Raw genomic sequence first — 21,183 nt, 5'->3', positions numbered from 1 at the left:
TTTAAATTTAAGTTGCTGTCACTTTTAACATTTACTGTAACTAACTCATTACTAAGCTTTTGCTATACTCAAAAGGGTGACAGGAGTGACAGCAAAAAAGAAAAAGAAGAATCAGTCCAAAATCCCTCACAGCCTCACCCCCAACCCCTCTCCGAATGGAGAGGGGAGTGAAGAGTACCATTAACAACAGAACAAACTACTCGTCCACCTGCCCACTCGTGAACTTGTCAACTTACTCCAACAACTCATCTACTTGTCAACTCGTGAACTTGTCAACTTACTCCAACAACTCATCCACTTGTCAACTCGTTCACTCGTCGACTTGACCAACAACTCATCCACCCGTCTACTCATGAACTTGTCAACTTACTCCAACAACTCGTCTACTTGTCAACTCGTTCACTCGTCGACTTGACCAACAACTCATCCACTTGTCTACTCATGAACTTGTCAACTCGTGGACTTGTCGACTTACACACTCATCAACTTACACACAAACCTTTATAAAAAAGAAGTAAAATTTGGTTGTTTGTTTTTTTTGCTGTATCTTTGCACTCGCAAGACCGCCGATATGGCTCAGTTGGTAGAGCAACGCATTCGTAATGCGTAGGTCCCCGGTTCGAGTCCGGGTATCGGCTCCATTGCGGAATTAGCATATCGGTAGTGCACGGGCTTCCCAAGCCTGAGAGGCGGGTTCGATTCCCGTATTCCGCTCAACCCTTTTCTCCACTGGAAAACATCAATCCGCAAGAATTTTACTTATTGTCAGCTTATATAGCAAAAAAGTGTTATTTATATCAGACAATCAATTTGTTTGATATAAACGGATCGTTTATCTCTTACAAAAGATATAGATGATAATAACGATAGAAGAAGTATCTAATTTTAGTTTCAGGCATCACAAAGAGGAGAAAGAATAGTATTTAAGCATACAAAAAGAGGAATCCTATAAAATAGGATTCCTCTTTGTGCGCCCTTAGGGACTCGAACCCTAGACCCACTGATTAAGAGTCAGTTGCTCTACCAGCTGAGCTAAGGGCGCATGCTAAGCGATAGTTCTGGGTCAAAAAACTATTAGTTGTGCGCCCTTAGGGACTCGAACCCTAGACCCACTGATTAAGAGTCAGTTGCTCTACCAGCTGAGCTAAGGGCGCTCATTTCGCTTTTGCGAGTGCAAAGGTATTGTTTTTTAATGAACTGACCAAACTTTTTTGATTTTTTTTTTGACGTTAGCTGTGATAGAGAAGACTAATGTTAAAACCTCCCCCACCCCTCCCAAGGAGGGGAGAAGAAGCCTCACCCCCGCCCCCTCTCCGAATGGAGAGGGGAGTGAATAGTACTGGTTGCAAACAAAGGGGGCGTTTCCTTGATGTGAAGAAAGCCTCTCCTTGATACGAAGAGACGCCCTCTTCATTGCAAGGAAACGCCCTCGTCAAATTGAAGAAGGCGTTTCTTTAATTAAAGATAATGCCAACCTGTAGGGACAGACGCCCTCGTCTGGAAACCCCACCCAGCCTCCCCCAAGGGGAGGAGCGCCTAACGGTAACCTATTTGAATGGTTCTTTCTATCCAAAGGGATGCCACAAAGTAGGGACAGACGCCCTCGTCTATCCGCCAAAGCACAGCAAATAAAAAGCCTCCCCAAGCCCCTCCGAAGGAGGGGATGTTGCCTAACGGGATGCCATATAAGGGTAAATGGGCGGACAGACAAGGGCGTCTGTCCCTACTTTGTGGGGAAGCTTCTGGTTAAAGAGGGCGTTTCTTTAATTTTAAGATCTTGTTACCAATGTTTCTGTAGAGTATTAGCTTGAATACAAGTGGTAGTATTCACGACCCTCTCCATTCGGAGAGGAGATGGGAGTGAGGCTGTATATAGTAGGGAATAAGGCTGTAGCAGGATGAGACTTGTGCACCTTCTCTATTTGAAACATGTGTTCGCACACATGTAAGATGTCATAAAAAAGTACTCGATAAGTTTGTTAGTTACAATTTAAATACATATCTTTGCAGTGTTATCCTGAACACAATCTTTTACCTTTTAGGAATGACTAATACCTATTAGACTGTAAGCGATCACCTGAGAAGGCCATCGCTTTTTTGTTGTCCATAGGTTATGACTTATCCTAAAGTAGCTCCCCTCCTTTCCTACAGATTGTAAAATAATATCCAAAAGGAGCCTTGTCCTGTTGGATGTGTAGTCACAAAGTAGGGACAGATGCCCTCGTCTGTCCGCTCTAACATTCCACGTTACATTACAAGCAGACTCCCTTATGCGGACAGACGAGGGCGTCTGTCCCTACAGGTTCTCCATTGTTTCCAACAGAACAAACAACTTGTTAACTCGTCAACTATCCACTCGTCAACTCTACCTAATCATAATTTTGAATTGTGAATTATGAATTTTGAATTAAAGAAGAGCCTATCCTAACTGGTTACCGTTAGGCGCTCCTCCCCTTGGGGGAGGCTGGGTGGGGTAACTTAAAACCTATTGCATCTCTCGAAGAAACCAATCTCCTCGAGTTCTTTCTGCATACGTGCTTCCTCTTCATCGGTCATGTTTTGGAAGGGAACACGGTTCGGTCCGAGGTCGAAACCGAGCAGTTTCATGATGCGCTTACCGCCTACGATGTTACCACGGAAGTGACAGATAACATTGATCACTGCCTGTGAGAAGTTCTGTTTCTCACGTGCTGTCTCGATGTCGCCAGCGTTCCATGCCTCGATGATACCCGTCAGCTCGCGCCCGTTATAGTTCGTTGTACCACCAATGCCACCACGTGCTCCACCCTGAGCAAGGCTTGGGAGGATTGTTTCGTCTTGACCATGAAGCATGTCATACTTACCTTCTTTATACAAACGACACTGATTGTACTCATAGAGACTCTCGAAGGTGTACTTGATTCCTGCAAAGTTTTCTATGCGTCCATCAACGGCTTTCAACAAGTCAAGCATAGGCAAGAAGGCTCCGTTGAAGGCTGGGATGTGATAATAATAGAACGGTAAGGAAGGGGCAGCCGAAGCGATGGTTTCGCAATACTTCACCAACTCCTCGATACGACCAATCTTAGGGAATGGAGGTGCCATTGCGCCTATTCCCCATGCACCAATGCGCTCGGCATGCTTTGCCAACTTAACACTCTCACGCAGACAACAGCTCCCCACGTGTACGATAACCTTAAACCCTTCGGGCGCTACTTGCACCCATTTCTCAGCTAATTGCTTACGTTCTTCGGTCGTAAGCATGTATCCTTCGCCTGAAGAACCATTGATGAATACACCTTTCAAACCATTCTTCTGCAACATAGCTGCATACTTCTCGATAGGTTCGAGATTGACATCGCCATTCGCATGAAAGGGTGTGAATGGTGCGTCGATAAGTCCAATAATCTTTTCCATAACTATATTTTAATGTATTACTATTCCATATTGTCTGTCGTTGGTCGTAGGCAAGAAAGCTGCAAGATAAGGGCTACAACCACGATAGCTCCTAACAGCATAAAGCCCAATCCGAGGTTTCCTCCATCTTTCCACTTGCCTAACACTTGTGTAACAGCAGCCCCGGCAAAGACGCCCGTCATGTTCATTATACCATAGGCAGTGCTTCGATACTTTGAAGAAATGAACTGGCAGAGGATCGGCATATTGTTCGCATCAAAGATACCATAGCCCACTCCGAAGCATAAACCAGCCCCGACGACAGCGACGAGACTGTGTCCAAAGCCCAAGAGGATCAATGCTGGGACTGTCAAACCAAGCCCAATAGCACTCGTATAGACTCTTCCACGGATGTTGCGCTGCACCCATCTGTCGGAAACGACACCTCCGAGAATGACGCCAATAAAGGACGATACGGCAATAGTAATCGTCGACAATGGACCCGCATTAGCCATCGGTATGTTCAAACTATCGGCAAAGAGCGTTGGTAACCAGTTCTTCGTTGCCCATCCGGGGAGGCTGGGTACGGCGAAATAGAACAATATTATCCAGAATGCCCACGTTGAGAAGACCACAGATAAGCCTCGGAATGGATTACGCGAGGGCTTTTCACCATTTGCGGCGGGCGTTTTCTGCGCATGTTTCGGATTCTCTTTGAGTAAGAGAAGGAGTACGATTGAATAGACAACACCGATAACGCCGAACCAATGGAATGCCGCATTCCATGAGAGCATGGCTGCGAGTGTGGCACCAAAGCCGCCTATCGCCTGTCCAACATAGAGTCCGGTCATGTGGATTCCGATAGCTAATGAGCGCGACTTACCCTCATGCCAGTCGGCAATTAACGACAGGGCGGAAGGGATATAGAGTGCTTCACTAATGCCCATAAAGGCTCTTAGCCAGTAAAGCTGCGTGAAGTTGTGAGCGTAACCCATAAGGAATGTGACCGCAGACCATACGAATATGCTACCGACAACGAGCCACTTACGGCTCATCCTGTCGGCTATAATACCTGCAAAGGGGCTTACGATGCCATAGATCCAAAGGAAGACTGCCATCAAAGCACCGAATGCTTCGGCTTGATTCAACTCACTGATGTCGGCTTTCATAGCCTCTTGCATGGTGGACAACATCTGTCGGTCCATGTAATTCAAGAGTGCTACGAACCATAAGAGGGCGACAAGCACCCAGGGATAATACTTCTTCATTGATAGGTTTTTACCCTATTCTCCATCCATCGTAACAATTTTCAAGGATGGAAGAAAGGGATTTTGTTATATTAAAATTAGGTTTCTTCTTATTTTATCTCACGTTCGTGTGGAGCTTGTTCGGGGTATTTTATAATCTGATTGCTCCTTACACGGGGTTTTAACTCACCTCCGATGACAAAGACACCATCATCGGTTTTGACCATGGCAGCACCCGCACGTGCTGTTTCCGTATGTTTCGACAATACTTGCCAACCACCCTCATTATATAATAAGGTGTAAGGGTTGAACTGATACCACGCTATCGGGTGAGAGAGATAGTCGGGTTGTGGATGATTGACAGCCGACAGGAAGATGTCTTTGTTTACTCCGCCCGTAACTAAGAGATGGTCGTCTGCAATGTTGATAGCTGCTCCGCCACCCACAAAGAGGGCTTCGCCAGCCTCATCCTTAGGGCTATCGAGCTTTTTCCAAGTGCCGCTCTCTTCATCAAAGAGATAGCCATCCATAGCCAACTGTGCCTCTTTCTCGCTTGTAGCAGGGGCAAATCCACCGAAAAGACAGAGTTTTCTTTCGCCTAAAGAACCGGCTACCGGCTGTACACGAGGTAGCCCGGGGAAGGGTTGGATGTCCTTCCATCCACGGTTGAGATGGTCTAAGTCGAGGCATAACACACGATTGCTTGCCTTTCCATCTACCATTCCGCCAACGATATATAGGTGTCGACCGACGAGTGCGCCAGCCATATTATCCACCTTGCAAGGCATAGAGGGGAGGGCTGTCACACGTGCTTGACCATCCTTAGCGAGCGTAATGCGATAGACACCATGCTTGCTTCCGCTCTCGTTCTGACCGCCTGCTATGATCATTCCGTCCGCACATGACACGGCAACACCATAAGCTATTGGCTCGGGCAGGGAGCCTATCTGCGTCCATGTCAGCTGGTCGCCTGTGGTGGAACATGCGCTGTATATACCTTTATAAAACTTCTTCTTGCTGTCGGGAGCGAGCGTGTTAACAGGGAAATTGCAGCCTCCTGCCATCACAATATACGCTCCTATATGTCCTGCGAAACAGGCTGATACACCTTGTTCGATACCCGTTTCGGTCGTAGGAAATCCTTTCATCTGTGTCAAACTATCGGTTGTGAACGCATTTGCAGATAGTCCCGATAGTAACGATAAACTACTCATTATTAGGTTCTTAATATTCATTATTTAGGTTGAAGGGGTCATTTAGCAAAAAAGCCGTCGCCCCCTACGGAACGACGGCTTATATATCTAAGTGCAAGCAATGCGCTTACTTATTGATTGCAGCTACTCCTGGAAGCACCTTACCCTCGATTGCCTCGAGCATAGCACCACCACCAGTAGATACGTAAGAAACCTTATCTGCAAGTCCAAACTTATTGACTGCAGCTACAGAGTCACCACCACCAACGAGTGAGTAAGCACCGTTCTCTTGTGTTGCCTGTGCTACGGTCTTAGCGATCTCGCCTGTTCCTTTAGCAAAGTTCTCCAACTCGAACACACCTACAGGACCATTCCAAAGGATGGTCTTAGAGCTTAGGATGATCTTCTTCCAAGCCTCAATGCTCTCTTCAGAAGCGTCCATTCCCTCCCACTCATCAGGTATCTGATCAATTGGGAATACCTTACGTTCAGTGTCATTAGAGAACTCTTTGCCACAAACAGTAGCCACTGACAATGAGAGGTTAACGCCCTTCTCCTTCGCAGCAGCTATCACATTCAATGCCTCTGGCATAAGGTCATCCTCGTGAAGAGACTTACCGATCTTACCGCCCTGAGCCTTGATAAAGGTGTAACCCATACCTCCGCCGATGATAAGATTGTCCACTTTGTCAAGGAGATTCTTGATTACTCCGAGCTTAGAACTTACCTTTGAACCACCGATGATGGCTGTGAATGGGTGCTTAGCATTACGTAGGACGTTATCGATGGCAGTAACTTCCTTCTCCATAAGGAAGCCCAACATCTTATGGTCAGCATCGAAGTAATCAGCGATAACAGCTGTTGATGCGTGCTTGCGATGGGCTGTTCCAAAGGCGTCATTAACGTACACGTCAGCGTAAGAAGCAAGTTTCTTTGCAAAGTTCTGCTGGCGTTCTTTCATCTCAGCCTTGGCTGCGTCATACTCAGGAGTGCCCTTTTCAACACCTACTGGCTTACCTTCCTCTTCTGGATAGTAGCGTAGGTTCTCCAACAAGAGAGCCTCACCTGGCTTCAAGGCAGCTGCCTCTGCATCAGCATTACCAGCGTCCTTAGCGAACTTAACATCAACTCCTAAGGCATCGCTAACGTTCTTAACGATCTGACTCAATGATAGTTCAGGTTTAACCTTACCCTTTGGTTTACCCATGTGGCTCATCATGATGAGGGCACCACCATCCTCCAACACCTTCTTCAAGGTAGGAAGAGCACCGCGGATACGTGTGTCGTCTGTTACATGTCCATGCTCATCTAATGGCACATTGAAGTCTACGCGGACGATAGCCTTATGTCCGGCGAAGTTGAAATCATTAATTTTCATCTCTTTATATATACTTTTTAATGTGATTACTAACCTACCGCAAAAATACTACTTTTCGATGAATTAGGGAAGAGATTAGTATCTTTTTTGTAATTTTGCACGTATGGTTTACCCTTAATCGGGTATTTTGTAAAGCGCAGTTAGCACTGGGCTGTATTGTTATTGATTAATTCGTTGGATATGAAAGATTCTGTTATTATTGTGAGTGGAGGCCTTGATTCCATCACCTTATTATATGACAAGGCGGAGACAATAGCCTTAGCTATATCGTTTGATTACGGTCAGAACCATGGTAAGAAGGAGTTACCTTATGCAGAATACCACTGTCAGAAGCTGGGCATACCACACATAACTATACCCTTAACGTTCATGCACCAATACTTCAAGAGTTCGCTACTTGAAGGTGCAGAAGCCATCCCCGAGGGGCATTATGAGGAAGAGAACATGAAGTCGACAGTGGTTCCTTTCCGCAACGGAATCATGTTGGCGATTGCTACGGGTATAGCGGAAAGCCACGAACTAAAGCGTGTTTATATTGCAAATCATGGTGGCGACCACACGATCTACCCTGATTGTCGACCCGAGTTTATCGATGCCATGGATAAGGCAACATCGGCTGGCACCTTCGTTGATGTGCGTGTCGAGGCTCCTTACACGAACCTTTCTAAGGCTGACATCGTGCGCCGTGGCACTGCTCTTGGCATCGATTACGCCAAGACATGGAGCTGTTATAAGGGTTCAGAGATACACTGCGGCAAGTGCGGAACATGCGTGGAACGCAAGGAGGCATTCGCTGATGCTGGTGTTGATGACCCTACGGAATATGAGAACTAAAACTCTACTGTCACCCTACCATTAATCTGTCGACCCGTAAGAAAGTTCGGTACGGCATATTGCTGACCGCTTATGTCGGTCACCCAATAGTATGAATTGACATTGTTGATACCGAATAGGTTTAAGCAATCAAGCCCTAACCAGACATTCTTGAAGACGGAGTTTCTACGATTATCAGAACCTATCAAACGGTAACTCATACCTATATCGGCTCGCTTATAGGCTGGTGCTCGGAAGGAATTGTTCTCTAATTCTTGGTGAGGAGCAGCAAAGGGAAGACCGTCCGCATAGGCTAACTTGAGTGACATACGCCATCTCGTCGTACCCGGGAAATAGTCTGTGAAGTATAGATTCAGTGCATATCGTTGATCGGTCGGGAGCGGTATGCTCTTTCCGTTCAGACGCATTCTTGTGTTCATAACACTTAGTGTCAACCATGAATCAGTACCAGGAACAAACTCGCCAAAGAGCTTTAGATCTAATCCTGTTGCATGTCCCGTGGCTTGCTGATCACCATAGTATGTGACTTTCACATTGTCTACTGAATAAGGTACGAGGCGTGACAAGGCTTTGTAATAGGCTTCGGCTGTGAACTTAAACGGTCTGCCCATCATCTCAAAACGATAGGACATCGATGCCAAGGCATGGATAGATCGCTGCGAACGAATCCTTTCGTTCAAGGTTGCATAGGTAACACCATTGATCATGGAAGTGTCTCGCAGTTCCTTATAGAACGGTGCTTGATAATACAAACCACCTGCTATTCGGAAGCTAAGATTGCGATTCCAGCCCGGAGTAATGGTAAGGGAAGCACGTGGGGAAACGATGCTCTCGCCATTAAACGACCAATGGGCGAAACGCACACCATAGTTTAACGTGAAGAGCGTTGGCACTGAATCACGTGTTTGGAAGTTCCATGTGTCTTGCAGATAGGCTTCTGTTCGCTTAGCATTCAGCTCGTTCTTCGCCCGAAGCGCATATATCATGCGAAGATCCCGACCGGTATGTGGCACGTTATAACCAGCCGAATCACGATACTCATACTCGGTAGAGTTCTCTCGAACTTGCTCTATCTTGTAAGTCAGTCCACCGTCAATCTTGTGTTTACCCATTCGATGTTGTAGCATTAACTTGAGGCTCTTCACGTTCGCTTTCAGGTAATCGCGCGAGTGCTGCATATAGGTTCCCACGCCCAGATTCTCCGATGTCTCGGTCTGCGTAAGCCAGTATTGTCCCTGTATATCATACCGTTCCTGCTCCTTTGTTGAGAATGCCGACGCCAAGAGCGATACGTCTGTTCGAGGCGAGAGATGGCGTGTGATGGAGAGAGAACCAAAGTAAGTGCGGAAGAGATCCTTCTCTTGTCCATCGAAGTAAACACGGAACTTCTTCACATTCTGCAGTGTTCCGAAGTTCGTTTCACGGTCTTCTGGTTGGAAGTTATAGTGGTTGTCCGATATATTTCCTATAAAGTCTATCTGCCAACGCTTGCTGGGCTGCCATGAAAGATAGGTTTGATAATCCAAGAACGAGGGCTTATATTCACCCTTAGTCTGCAACGATCCGAGTAGATAACGGTTCGTTTTATAACGCACACCATTAGTCCAAGTGAACTTCTTTGACGCTATTCCAAGGTACGCACTGGCTCCAAGTAAGGAGGCAGTGAGGCTCGCTTCGGTTCGTTTCGGACGCTTATAAGTGATGTCAAGGGCTGAACTCATCTTGTCACCATACTTTGCTTCAAAGCCACCAGTTGAGAAGCCGACACTCTGAACCATGTCAGGATTTATGATAGACAAGCCCTCCTGCTGCCCACTGCGTACCAGGAAGGGGCGATAGACCTCAATGTTATTGATATAGACAGAGTTCTCATCGAACGTACCACCACGCACATTGTATTGCGAGGAGAGCTCGGAATGAGTGGAGACACCCGCTTGCGTCTGCACCATCTCTTCGACTGCGTTGCCCGTAGCAGAGGGTCCCTGCTTCATCTTCTCGACGTCGAGTTCCTCGGTCGTACCATGTTGCTTGGTCTTACCCTCTACTACCACCTCCTGCATCTCATTGTCATCAAGGAGTTGAACGAGCAGCGTCTGCTTCCCTTGTGGGCGTCGGAGCACCCGCTCCTTACTCTTATAACCAATCATCGAAAAGCGTACTTTCACCGAATCCTCGCTGTGTAACTGCATGTGAAATTCGCCTTTTAGGTTCGTCATAGCCAACTTTCCTTGCGAAACAACCATCACGGACGCTAATTCAATGGGGTTTCCATCTTTGTCAGACACCTTTCCTTGCAGCGTAAAAGACTGACCGATAGCTACCTGCGTAACCATCAGGAAGAACACAAATAATATACTTGTTTTCAGACACTTACCTACCATAACGACTATATAACGTCCCTCCTGCCTTGTTTATTGTTATGGGCTTGCAATTAAAAGACCCTCTTTTATAATTTAAAATTCAAAGTTCATAATTCAAATTAAAGCCTCCCCAAGCCCCTCCAAAGGAGGGGATGTCTTCCCCAAAGGTCTTGCTTAACTTCTAAAGTGTGGTTGGTATGAGTGGACGAGTGGACTGGTTGACAAGTAAACAAGTTGTTTGTTCTGTGGAAAACAATACTATCTACTCCCCTCTCCATTGGGAGAGGGGGCGGGGGTGAGGCTTCTCTTAACACAGATTACACGGATGGCACGAAGCCTAAAGGCGACACAGAGTTCCTTACGGAACATGGGAATCCACAGAGGCAGATGCCCATGTGCAATTCAAAATTCAAAGTTCATAATTCAAAATTATGATTAGTTCTGTTGTTGAAAAGCACCAATAAGTTCTTTGCTAATACATTTTTAACACAGATTACACGGATGGCACGAAGCCTAAAAGGGACACAGAGTTCCTAAAGGAACATGGGAATGAAACCCCTCCCAGCCTCCCCCAAGGGGAGGAGTGCCTAACGGGAGCGAGTTAGGGGAGACTCTTGTTTAATTCAAAATGCAAAGTTCAAAATTCAAAATTGTGATTAGCTCTGTTGTTGAAAAGCATCAATAAGTTCTTTGCTAAGGTATTTTTAACACGGAATACACGGATAGCACGAAGCCTGAAAGCGACACAGAGTTCCTAAAGGAACATGGGAATCCACAGAAGCTGACGCCTACGTGTAATTCAAAATTTATAATTCACAATTCAAAAGTGTGATTAGGTAGAGTTGACGAGTGGATAGTTGACAAGTTAACAAGTTGTTTGTTCTGTTGGAAACTATGGAGAACCTGTAGGGACAGACTCCCTCGTCTGTCCGACAAAACACAGCCAAGAAAAGCCTCCCCAAGCCCCTCCGAAGGAGGGGATGTTGCCTAACGGGATACCATATAAGGGTAAATGGGCGGACAGACGAGGGCGTCTGTCCCTACAGGTTCTCCATAGTTTCCAACAGAACAAACAACTTGTTAACTTGTCAACTATCCACTCGTCAACTCATACCAACCACACTTTAGAAGTTAAGCAAGACCTTTGGGGAGGACATCCCCTCCTTCGGAGGGGCTTGGGGAGGCTTTAATTTGAATTATGAATTTTGAATTTAAGGAGCATGTTCATTCTGTCTAAAAACACGCTGATATATGAATCTTTTTGTTACCTTTGCAGCATATAACAATAGATGGTCTGTTTAGCAAACCACGATAGATTAATGATATAAATACAAAAGAATGAAACCTACATTATTACTTCTTGCGGCTGGAATGGGAAGCCGCTACGGTGGTCTCAAGCAGCTCGATGAGCTCGGACCCAATGGTGAAACCATCATGGACTACTCTATTTACGATGCCATTCAGGCTGGTTTTGGCAAGATAGTATTCGTCATTCGTAAGGACTTCGAGGACCAGTTTCGCAAGCAGGTACTATCTAAGTATGAAGGACATATCCCTGCCGAGTTAGTCTTCCAAAGCCTTGATGCACTGCCAGAGGGCTTCTCTGTACCTGAAGGACGTGAGAAACCATGGGGCACCAATCATGCTGTTTTGATGGCAAAGGATGTTATCAAGGAGCCTTTCTGCGTCATCAACTGCGACGATTTCTACAATCGTGACTGCTTCAAGGTCATTGGTAAGTTCCTTGCCGACCTCCCCGAAGGTGCTAAGAATCAGTATGCTATGGTTGGATTCCGCGTTGGTAACACCCTTAGCGATAATGGAACTGTGGCGCGCGGTATCTGTTCTACGAATGCAGAGGGTAACCTCACAACGGTTGTGGAACGCACCGAGATTGAGCGTCGTGACGGCGAAGTGAAGTACAAGGATGAGCAGGGCGAATGGGTGGCAGTGAGCGATAACACCCCTGTCTCTATGAATGTATGGGGCTTCACACCTGATTACTTCGATTATAGCGAGGCTTATTTCAAGGAGTTCTTATCGGATCCGAAGAACATAGAAAACAAGAAGGCGGAGTACTTCATACCGCTGATGGTGAACAAACTCATCAACGATGGCACTGCAACGGTGAAGGTGCTCGACACGACGAGCAAGTGGTTTGGCGTTACATACGCTGCCGATCGCGAGAGTGTCGTTGCGAAGATTCAGTCGTTGATAGACGATGGTACTTACCCAGCTAAGCTATTTTAAATAATGAGGACATCGAGGATGTGTGAATCATGCAAGCTACAGGAGGCACGCATCCTCATGTCTAATAGATTCTTTCTATCCGAGTCTTACTCCTCGAGATAAGGCTCTTTTCACCCCAATCCATCTAAAAGAAGAACAACACACAATGGATTTAAACCTATTAAAAGAGGAGGAACTCACCTCGTTGCGGCAGTTGCTTACCACTGCAAAAAATATTGTTATCTGTGCTCACAGAGCTCCCGACGGCGATGCCATGGGCTCTTCTCTGGCATGGATGGACTATCTGAATGGGACAGGAAAAACCAACGTGAAGGTGTGTATGCCTGATGCTACACCCGATTTCTTACATTGGTTGCCGGGTAGCAACACTGTCATTCGTTATGACCGACGCCCTCGTGAGGTGGAGCGAATCTTTAAAGAGGCTGATCTGGTGTGTTGTCTCGATTTCAACCAGCCCTCCCGTGTGGATGCAATGCAGGAGGCATTGGAATCGTCCGAAGCCCCTCGTTTACTCATCGACCACCACTTGGACCCTGATGAAGGGTGTGCGCTGGCTATCTCCCGACCGGATATGTCGAGCACAAGTGAGATTGTTTTCCGCCTCATCTGTCAGTTAGGTGGATTCGAGACGATGACCCGTCAGTGTGCTGAATGTATATATTGCGGTATGATGACAGACACCGGTGGCTTCACTTATAACTCTTCCCGACCAGAGATCTACTATATTATTGGACAGCTACTAACGAAGAGGATTGATAAAGATGAGATTTATAACCGAGTGTTCCACAACTATTCTACGAACGCACTGCGCCTCCGCTCGCATATAATTCTCAATAAGATGAAGGTCGTTGAGGAGTTACATGCAGCTTATTTCACCGTTACGAAGGAGGATATGAGGCAATTCCACTTTATCAAAGGGGACATGGAAGGACTTGTAAATGTCCCTCAACAGATTAAAGGACTTAAACTCAGCATATCGTTGAGAGAAGATACTGAGAAACAAAACACCGTCTTGGTGAGCCTAAGGTCATGTAACGGGTTCCATTGTCAGCCCATGGCTACGAAGTTCTTCAATGGTGGTGGACATGCAGATGCAGCCGGTGGCAAACTGAATTGTACGCTCGAAGAGGCGGAACAGGTGGTTATCAAGGCGCTTCTCTATTATAAAGATCAATTAAAAACAAAGGTATTATGAACTTGTTAGAACTATCACAAAAGCGCTTTTCAGTACGTAAATTCACTGACGAGCCAGTGTCGGAAGCGGACTTAAAGTATATCCTTGAAGTGACACGCATGGCTCCTTCGGCAGTGAACAAACAGCCTTGGAAGTTCGTTGTGGTCAAGTCTCCCGAGGCACGCAAGCGTTTGCAGGAATGTTACGCACGTGAGTGGATCAATTCAGCACCGCTTTACATCATTTGTATGAAGGCTGTGGATGCCTGTTGGGTACGCCCCCAAGATGGCAAGTCACACGGAGATATTGATGTAGCCATTGCCACCGAGCACCTCTGTTTGGCTGCTGCTGAACGGGGATTGGGCAGCTGCTGGGTTTGTAACTATAAGGTGGCGAAACTCGCCGAACTCTTCCCTCGCCCTGGATATGAAGCTATTGCGGTGATTCCTATTGGTCACATCGCCCCTGACTGTCCGATGAATGAAAAGAAACGGAAGCCTTTGGAGGAGATTACGGAGACGATTTAATTCGTCTCCTCACACTTCCTACCTTATTTAGCAACTTACACCTTATTATATATATGCGCTTTATTGGAAACCTTCTGTGGTGGCTCTTCGGTGGTCTGGAGGCTGCCATCGGTTACTTCACGGGGAGTCTTGCCATGGCATTAACCATCGTTGGGATCCCTGTCGCTATACAAACTTTCAAGCTCGGATTGCTTTGTTTATGGCCGTTCGGGGCTGAGGTGCATAACACCGACAATACTTTCGGGTGCCTCACCCTGCCCCTTAACATCCTTTGGATTATCTTCGGTGGCTTGTGGGCATGGCTTTGTCATGTCTTTTTCGGGCTTCTCTTGGGGATAACCATTATAGGGATTCCCTTCGCAAAGCAGCACTTTAAGATGGCTGGATTATGCCTTGCTCCATTCGGAAAGGATGTTACATTGAACTTATAAAAAACTCTTTATAATTCTTGGTGGAGCCACGAAAAGTCAGTAACTTTGGCGAAAAACATAGGAGGTAACGCCCATGATTACGATAGATAACTTCAACCAAGAATACACGGATCCGATAGAGGAGCAACGAATACGCCATTTCGTTTGCATGGAAATGGGGCGTCGTATCCACCGATATATCAAGGCTATGCGCGGAAGTAAGCAACAGATGTTGCGCTTCGAAGAGCATTTAAAGGACTTATCGTTGGAGGAGAAAGAGGCAGCCATTGCCCATTACATCGACTTGAATCGCAAGGTTATCAAGGGATTAGACATGAAGATCGTCCTTGCTCGTGCTATGGCGAACTATTCCGACACCTTTGCTTATCTTGTAACGTTGGTCAATGACAAGCGAAAGATGGTCAGATACTTGAACTTGATACGTGAGATTTACATCAAGTATCACGAGGTCATCGAGCGCAACGGACGCTTTGGAATCCTTGACTATAGGGGTCGCATACTCGTAGAACCTAAGTATGAGTTCCTCCGCACATGCTATGTTTATGTAGACGACTTGCGTACCATGCCGCTTATCGCACAACTGGACGGTAAGTTGGGACTGATCCTCCCTGATGGAAAAGACACCATCGTCGCACCTTTCATATATGACAGTATATCGCTAAGAGACGAACCGCCGTACTTCGAGGCACGCATCGGTGACCGAGAGGTATTGCTTGATACGGACGGAAAGGAGTACTCCAAGGATTGATCGTAACCCTTAATTCCACTCGTCCCCACAAACAACTGAAGGCGTCAGAAGTTCGATTAACAGAACTTCTGACGCCTTCATGCGTATTGTCTAATGCTCTTTTTTAGATCTTCTTCAGCAAGTTTGCCAATCCATCAAGCTGACTTTGCCATAGACTTATCTTATCGTTGACCTTCTGAACATCAAGGTTTTGATTCAAATCGGGCGTATCACGCTCTTGTTTCAACAAATAGATGTACTGGCTAACAAGCTCCATTTTAGCTTGAACTGTCTTCTTCTTAGGGTAACCACGCTTGTCCACCTCACGTTGATATTGTGCAGATATATCGTTAATCTTGCGTCCTACCTCTACATACTGGCTCAACCACTGCTGGTAAACAGGGTTTACAGTCTTGTTTTCTAATGGTGTTTTGTTATCCGAACTGCCCACTGGCTCATAAGTGCTCTGCGCCATTACCATTGTAGGAAGGGCTATCAGAGCCATTACCAATAACTTTTTAACTCTCATAATCTTATTCTTTTAAAATCAAAAATACGCTGCAAATATAAGCGAAAAGCCACAAAGAACCAAAGTTTTTTCGTACTTTTGCACAATTCCCAACCATGCTTAAACTTCTTTTAAGCATGTCCATTGTGTAGAGATAAGATTTATTAAGGTTATGAAAAAGTATATCGAGGTAAAAGGAGCACGGGTGAATAACCTCAAAAACATTGATGTTAAGATTCCTCAAGGCGATTTCGTCGCTATCACGGGAGTGTCGGGTTCGGGCAAATCGTCCCTTGCCTTTGATACACTCTACGCCGAGGGACAACGCAGATACGTAGAGAGCTTGTCGGCATACGCACGTCAGTTCCTTGGGAGAATGGCGAAGCCTGAGGTCGACTTCATCAAAGGCTTGCCCCCAGCAATAGCCATTGAGCAGAAGGTAATAGCACGTAATCCACGTTCAACGGTGGGTACTTCGACTGAAATCTACGAATACCTCCGTCTGCTTTACGCTCGTATCGGACGCACCTACAGCCCTATTTCGGGCGAAGAGGTGAAGCATCACACCGTTGATGACGTCATCGAATGTGTAAAAACATATCCTGAAGGGACGAAGTTCTGCATTCTCTCGCCTCTACATGTAGTCGAAGGGCGGTCGCAGGAGGCACAACTGGAGATGGAAATGCAGGAGGGTTATTCTCGTATCTACGTCAATGGAGAGTTCATTCGCATAGAGGATTGGCTTGAAGAACACCCTGTAAATGAGACTGATAACTCTTCTGAGGATAAGAAAAAACCATCGGATGAGAAAGAGAAAGCCGAAATCTACCTTGTAATAGACCGTATGTCGGTGGAGAACTCAAAGGATGCTATCTCTCGATTAACCGACTCTTGCGAGACAGCCTTCTATGAGGGAGACGGCACACTACGCCTGATGATACTGCCCGCAAAGCTCACTTACACCTTTTCTACACGTTTCGAAGCAGACGGGATACGCTTTGAAGAACCCAACGACAATATGTTTTCGTTCAATTCACCGCTTGGTGCGTGCCCAACCTGTGAGGGTTTTGGCTCCGTGATAGGCATTGATGAGAAGTTAGTCATACCTGATTCGGGGTTGTCAGTGTATGATGGTTGCGTGCAATGTTGGCATGGTGACAAGATGGAAGCATGGAAGGAAGAGTTCTGCCGACGTGCTGCTCAAGACGACTTCCCCATCTTTAAACCTTACTTCGAGCTTTCGAAGCAAGAGAAGGAGTGCCTATGGAAGGGACTGCCAAGCGATCGGAAGAAGGATATACACGACCGTGTCTGCATTGATTCATTCTTCCAAATGGTCAAAGAGAACCAATATAAGATTCAATACCGCGTCATGATGAGTCGTTACAGAGGGAAGACTGTATGCCCAGAGTGCCGTGGAACGCGATTAAAAAAGGAGGCTTCGTGGGTGAAGATAGGCGGTCGTGCCATCACAGACCTCGTTGATATGCCTATAGTTGAGCTTAAGCAATGGTTTGACAAACTGCAACTTACGGAACACGAAAAGGAAGTTAGCAAGCGACTTATCACTGAAATCACCCACAGATTACAGTTCCTTTTGGACGTAGGATTGGGTTACTTGACCCTAAATCGCCAATCGAATACGTTGAGTGGAGGTGAGAGTCAGCGCATTAACCTCACCACCTCGCTTGGATCCTCGCTCGTTGGATCGTTGTATATACTTGATGAACCGTCCATCGGACTGCATAGTCGCGATACTGACAGGCTCATCCACGTACTCAAGGAGCTGCAGGCTCTGGGCAACACGGTGATAGTTGTGGAGCATGATGAGGAGATTATGCGGGCGGCAAATTACTTAATTGACGTGGGACCAGACGCTGGCAGACTCGGAGGTGAGATTGTTTTCCAAGGCAAAGTGTCGGATATTAAGCACCTTGACCCCACCGGTAAGGACAAAGCAGGCAATGCCGAATCGAAGAAACTACTGTCGGAATACCCGAAATCACATACTATTCAATATCTTACGGGGGCTGAAACGATCCCCACTCCAACCTCTCGTCGCCCTTGGAATATGGCTATCGAACTGAAAGGAGCACGCATGAACAACCTCAAGGGCATAAATGTTCGATTCCCATTGAACGTCCTCACGGTTGTAACAGGGGTGAGTGGCAGTGGAAAGTCATCGCTCGTCAAGGGCATACTCTACCCTGCCATGAAGCGCAGACTGGATGAGGTTGCCGAAGTCCCGGGCGAGTATTCAAGTCTTGGAGGCGACTGGAAGCAGATAAAACACGTGGAGTTTGTCGATCAAAACTCCATCGGTAAGAGTACAAGATCTAATCCGGCGACCTACGTGAAGGCGTATGATGAGATCAGAAAGCTATTTGCTGAACAGCCATTAGCCAAACAGATGGGCTTCAGCCCACAGTTCTTTTCGTTCAACATAGACGGTGGTAGATGCGAAGAATGCAAGGGAGCGGGTGTCATAACGGTTGAGATGCAGTTCATGGCAGACCTTGTTTTGGAGTGTGAAGCCTGTCACGGGCAACGCTTCAAACGTGAGATTCTTGACGTGCAGTTCCATGGTAAGAACATCAATGACGTGCTGAATATGACTGTATCGGAGGCTATTCAGTTCTTTACGGAGCATAAGCGGCGCGCGATAGTGAATAAGTTAAAGCCCTTGGAGGATGTTGGTTTGGGGTATATCAAGCTCGGTCAGAACTCGTCCACGCTGTCGGGTGGTGAAAACCAACGTGTGAAATTGGCTTATTTCATTGGTCAGGAGCAAAAGGATCCCACGCTCTTTATCTTCGACGAACCGACTACTGGACTTCATTTCCACGACATCAAGCGATTGCTCAAAGCCTTCCATGCACTCATCGAACGCGGTCACAGCATTATAGTCATCGAACATAACCTTGACATCATCAAGTGTGCTGACCACGTCATCGACCTTGGTCCCGAAGGAGGAGACAAAGGCGGTCGCCTCGTGATAGCTGGTACTCCCGAGGAAGTAGCCAACTGCAAGGAAAGTCTTACAGGTCAGTACTTGGGGAGAGGGAGCCTTTCTTTAATTCAAAATTCATAATTCACAATTCAAAATTATGATTACTTCTGTTTGAAATAAGGGTTTGCTGGAATGCTCATGTCATATAGTTTCAGGGTAGCGAGGCTGTACCTCGTTAGCAGGAATAGTGGGGGTGCAAATGAAGAGGGCGTTTCTTTCATGCAAAGAAAGCCTCTCTTCGATGTGAAGAGACGCCCTCTTTAATGCGAAGGAACGCCCTCTTTGAATGAAGGGATGTCTCTCCAAGCTATCTCCCGTTAGGCACTCCTCCCCTTGGGGGAGGCTGGGAGGGGTTATTCCATTCGGAGAGGGGGCGGGGGTGAGGCTGTAAAAGGGCGGGGGTGAGGCTGCTTCTCCCTCTTTCGGAGGGGCTTGGGGAGGCTTTATAACATTCTTAATTCATCATTTATGAGACTTTTTCACCTTATTGTATTAGGCTTTTTAACGTTGCAATCGCAGGCTCAAACGAACATTGCGGATTATCTCACTCTACCGCAACCAAAGCGAGAGACACGTGCAGTATGGCTCACCACACTATCGAATTTGGACTGGCCTAAGACTTACGCAACGTCGAAAGAGAATATAGAAAAGCAAAAGCAAGAGCTGAGAGACATACTCGATAGCTATCAAAAGGCGCATATCAATACCGTATTACTACAAGCGCGTGTGCGTGCAGCGACTATTTATCCATCCGAGATAGAGCCTTGGGATCATTGTATCACAGGTGTGGAAGGGCGTGCGCCGGGCTTCGGTTATGACCCATTAGCCTTTGCTATCGATGAATGTCACCGCCGTGGCATAGAGATTCATGCGTGGATTGCCACCATACCAGTGGGTATGAAGAACACACTGGGCTGTCGGACCATTATAAAAAGGGGCTTCCGTGTGCGCAACTATTCCACTGGTTCGTATTTAGACCCAGCCGACCCGGCTGTGCCGGGCTACCTTGCTCGCATCTGCGGAGAGATTACGAGGAAGTATGACATTGATGGTATCAACCTCGATTACATACGTTATCCCGATGGATGGCCGCTCCCTTCGTATCGAAATGGCGATACCCCCGAGGCGAGAAGGGCGCATATAACAGCGATTGTGCGGGCTATTCACGATGAAGTGAAGGCTATCAAGCCATGGGTGAAGATGTCATGTTCGCCCATCGGGAAGTACTCTGACTTGAGTAGATACAGCTCAAAGAACTTCAATGCACGTGATCGTGTGGCACAAGAAGCGCAAGAGTGGTTACGAGAAGGTCTAATGGATCAACTCTATCCTATGCAATACTTCCGTGGCGAGAACTACTTTCCTTTCATCGCAGACTGGGTGGAGAACCGATACAGCAGGGACGTTGTTACGGGCTTGGGAACGTACTTCCTCGACCCACGACAGGGCAACTGGCGATTGTCGGATATGACTCGACAGATGTACGTCAGTCGTTCCTTGGGTATGGGACACGCTCATTTCCGTTCTTACTTCCTCACTTCTAACCAACAAGGAATCTATGATTTTGAATGTAGATTCAACTCTTCTCTTGCCTTGCCACCCGTCACGAAGGGGGGACGAGCAGTATCGGCTCCAACGACAGAGGCGATGTCGCCACTCGTAGAATATGGTTCCGAACGAGGGATGACAATGCGTTGGAAGGGCAATGCACCTTATTATAATATATATGCCAGTAGGTCTTATCCTGTCGACATACGCAATGCACGTAATCTTTTATACGCCCGTTTCAGAGGTAACCAGTTGCACTTCTCCAATGTCAACGAGGGTCTTTACTTTGCCGTGACAGCGATGGACAGATACGGAAACGAGAGTCCCGCTCTTCAGGAACTGTCGTCTCAACCCTCTCAACACAAAGCCCCCTTGCTCGCAACCGATGGTCAATCGGTCACCTTACCACCGATGGTGAAGCAGGCAGACATCGTGCAGTATGAACTGCGGAGCATGCAGGGTGTCACTCTCCTCCATCTCCCGAATCCCACAAACAGGCATTCCTCCCTCAACATTTCCTCCCTCTCTCCCGGTATGTATCAGCTCTTTGGCATTACAAAGAAGCGTAGGGAGTATTGCATAGGATGTCTGGCAAAGAAGGACAAGTAGTCCTTCTTTAAT

General features: G+C 46.8%; 14 protein-coding genes and 4 tRNA genes. 10 read left to right on the top strand and 8 right to left on the bottom strand.

What is annotated here, in order from left to right; translation table 11 throughout:
- The first annotated feature begins 565 nt into the window (after window positions 1-565).
- Window positions 566-641: transfer RNA gene (locus D464_RS0105455), tRNA-Thr, on the top strand.
- Window positions 642-643: 2 nt separating this feature from the next.
- Window positions 644-714, top strand: a tRNA-Gly gene (locus D464_RS0105450).
- A 255-nt stretch (window positions 715-969) separates the two neighbouring features.
- On the opposite strand, the gene D464_RS0105445 is transcribed toward D464_RS0105450, so the two are convergent.
- The 6 genes from D464_RS0105445 to D464_RS0105420 form a co-directional block, all read right to left on the bottom strand.
- Window positions 970-1,042 (bottom strand) — tRNA-Lys (locus tag D464_RS0105445).
- Between the two features lie 39 nt (window positions 1,043-1,081).
- Window positions 1,082-1,154, bottom strand: a tRNA-Lys gene (locus tag D464_RS0105440).
- A gap of 1,324 nt (window positions 1,155-2,478) precedes the next feature.
- A complete protein-coding gene (locus D464_RS0105435; RefSeq protein WP_018910503.1) occupies window positions 2,479-3,396 on the bottom strand; it encodes a dihydrodipicolinate synthase family protein in 918 nt (305 codons plus the stop codon).
- Window positions 3,397-3,416: 20 nt separating this feature from the next.
- A complete protein-coding gene (locus D464_RS0105430; protein ID WP_018910502.1) occupies window positions 3,417-4,643 on the bottom strand; it encodes an MFS transporter in 1,227 nt (408 codons plus the stop codon).
- 89 nt (window positions 4,644-4,732) lie between these two features.
- Window positions 4,733-5,857: a cyclically-permuted mutarotase family protein gene (locus D464_RS0105425; protein WP_018910501.1), complete on the bottom strand. Its 1,125-nt coding sequence runs from the start codon at window positions 5,855-5,857 to the stop codon at window positions 4,733-4,735.
- An 85-nt stretch (window positions 5,858-5,942) separates the two neighbouring features.
- A complete protein-coding gene (locus D464_RS0105420) occupies window positions 5,943-7,193 on the bottom strand; it encodes a phosphoglycerate kinase (protein WP_004384255.1) in 1,251 nt (416 codons plus the stop codon).
- 180 nt (window positions 7,194-7,373) lie between these two features.
- On the opposite strand from D464_RS0105420, the gene queC reads away from it, so the two are divergent.
- Entirely contained in the window at window positions 7,374-8,027 is a 654-nt protein-coding gene (queC, locus tag D464_RS0105415; protein ID WP_018910500.1) for a 7-cyano-7-deazaguanine synthase QueC, read from the top strand.
- Here queC and D464_RS0105410 read toward each other — a convergent pair.
- Complete coding sequence (locus tag D464_RS0105410; protein ID WP_244264087.1) at window positions 8,024-10,360, bottom strand: TonB-dependent receptor; 2,337 nt, start codon at window positions 10,358-10,360, stop codon at window positions 8,024-8,026. The two genes, queC and D464_RS0105410, sit on opposite strands and share 4 nt — an antisense overlap.
- Window positions 10,361-11,725: 1,365 nt before the next feature.
- Between D464_RS0105410 and D464_RS0105405 the strand changes: the two genes are divergently transcribed.
- The 5 genes from D464_RS0105405 to D464_RS0105385 all read left to right on the top strand — a co-directional run bounded on the left by D464_RS0105405 (window position 11,726) and on the right by D464_RS0105385 (window position 15,517).
- Entirely contained in the window at window positions 11,726-12,637 is a 912-nt protein-coding gene (locus D464_RS0105405) for a glycosyltransferase family protein (RefSeq protein ID WP_018910498.1), read from the top strand.
- Window positions 12,638-12,782: 145 nt separating this feature from the next.
- Window positions 12,783-13,832, top strand: coding sequence for a DHH family phosphoesterase (locus D464_RS0105400; RefSeq protein ID WP_018910497.1), 1,050 nt, complete (start codon window positions 12,783-12,785; stop codon window positions 13,830-13,832).
- Window positions 13,829-14,338, top strand: coding sequence for a nitroreductase family protein (locus tag D464_RS0105395; RefSeq protein WP_018910496.1), 510 nt, complete (start codon window positions 13,829-13,831; stop codon window positions 14,336-14,338). The genes D464_RS0105400 and D464_RS0105395 overlap by 4 nt, the downstream gene beginning before the upstream one ends.
- Window positions 14,339-14,391: 53 nt before the next feature.
- Entirely contained in the window at window positions 14,392-14,769 is a 378-nt protein-coding gene (locus D464_RS0105390) for a YccF domain-containing protein (protein ID WP_004381718.1), read from the top strand.
- Window positions 14,770-14,842: 73 nt separating this feature from the next.
- The gene (locus tag D464_RS0105385) at window positions 14,843-15,517 is read left to right on the top strand and encodes a hypothetical protein (protein ID WP_018910495.1); all 675 of its coding nucleotides are present in this window, start codon (window positions 14,843-14,845) and stop codon (window positions 15,515-15,517) included.
- A gap of 103 nt (window positions 15,518-15,620) precedes the next feature.
- On the opposite strand, the gene D464_RS0105380 is transcribed toward D464_RS0105385, so the two are convergent.
- Window positions 15,621-16,025, bottom strand: coding sequence for a hypothetical protein (locus tag D464_RS0105380; RefSeq protein ID WP_018910494.1), 405 nt, complete (start codon window positions 16,023-16,025; stop codon window positions 15,621-15,623).
- A 151-nt stretch (window positions 16,026-16,176) separates the two neighbouring features.
- Between D464_RS0105380 and uvrA the strand changes: the two genes are divergently transcribed.
- Window positions 16,177-19,095 carry an excinuclease ABC subunit UvrA gene (gene uvrA / locus D464_RS0105375; protein ID WP_018910493.1) on the top strand — a complete coding sequence of 973 codons (2,919 nt, stop codon included), beginning with the start codon at window positions 16,177-16,179 and terminating at the stop codon, window positions 19,093-19,095.
- A gap of 387 nt (window positions 19,096-19,482) precedes the next feature.
- Window positions 19,483-21,171 carry a glycoside hydrolase family 10 protein gene (locus tag D464_RS0105370; RefSeq protein ID WP_018910492.1) on the top strand — a complete coding sequence of 563 codons (1,689 nt, stop codon included), beginning with the start codon at window positions 19,483-19,485 and terminating at the stop codon, window positions 21,169-21,171.
- Window positions 21,172-21,183 lie beyond the last annotated feature (12 nt).

The organism is Prevotella veroralis DSM 19559 = JCM 6290, from assembly GCF_000377625.1.
Classification (GTDB): Bacteria; Bacteroidota; Bacteroidia; order Bacteroidales; family Bacteroidaceae; genus Prevotella; species Prevotella veroralis.
This window is presented reverse-complemented; position numbering and strand designations above follow the sequence as displayed.

Bases quoted from the DNA above. Each gene is read 5' to 3' on its own strand.
- D464_RS0105380 (WP_018910494.1), bottom strand. From the start codon at position 16,025: ATGAGAGTTAAAAAGTTATTGGTAATGGCTCTGATAGCCCTTCCTACA.
- D464_RS0105425 (WP_018910501.1), bottom strand. From the start codon at position 5,857: ATGAATATTAAGAACCTAATAATGAGTAGTTTATCGTTACTATCGGGA.
- D464_RS0105410 (WP_244264087.1), bottom strand. From the start codon at position 10,360: ATGGTTACGCAGGTAGCTATCGGTCAGTCTTTTACGCTGCAAGGAAAG.
- D464_RS0105390 (WP_004381718.1), top strand. From the start codon at position 14,392: ATGCGCTTTATTGGAAACCTTCTGTGGTGGCTCTTCGGTGGTCTGGAG.
- D464_RS0105395 (WP_018910496.1), top strand. From the start codon at position 13,829: ATGAACTTGTTAGAACTATCACAAAAGCGCTTTTCAGTACGTAAATTC.
- D464_RS0105420 (WP_004384255.1), bottom strand. From the start codon at position 7,193: ATGAAAATTAATGATTTCAACTTCGCCGGACATAAGGCTATCGTCCGC.
- queC (WP_018910500.1), top strand. From the start codon at position 7,374: ATGAAAGATTCTGTTATTATTGTGAGTGGAGGCCTTGATTCCATCACC.
- D464_RS0105435 (WP_018910503.1), bottom strand. From the start codon at position 3,396: ATGGAAAAGATTATTGGACTTATCGACGCACCATTCACACCCTTTCAT.
- D464_RS0105385 (WP_018910495.1), top strand. From the start codon at position 14,843: ATGATTACGATAGATAACTTCAACCAAGAATACACGGATCCGATAGAG.
- uvrA (WP_018910493.1), top strand. From the start codon at position 16,177: ATGAAAAAGTATATCGAGGTAAAAGGAGCACGGGTGAATAACCTCAAA.
- D464_RS0105400 (WP_018910497.1), top strand. From the start codon at position 12,783: ATGGATTTAAACCTATTAAAAGAGGAGGAACTCACCTCGTTGCGGCAG.
- D464_RS0105430 (WP_018910502.1), bottom strand. From the start codon at position 4,643: ATGAAGAAGTATTATCCCTGGGTGCTTGTCGCCCTCTTATGGTTCGTA.
- D464_RS0105405 (WP_018910498.1), top strand. From the start codon at position 11,726: ATGAAACCTACATTATTACTTCTTGCGGCTGGAATGGGAAGCCGCTAC.
- D464_RS0105370 (WP_018910492.1), top strand. From the start codon at position 19,483: ATGAGACTTTTTCACCTTATTGTATTAGGCTTTTTAACGTTGCAATCG.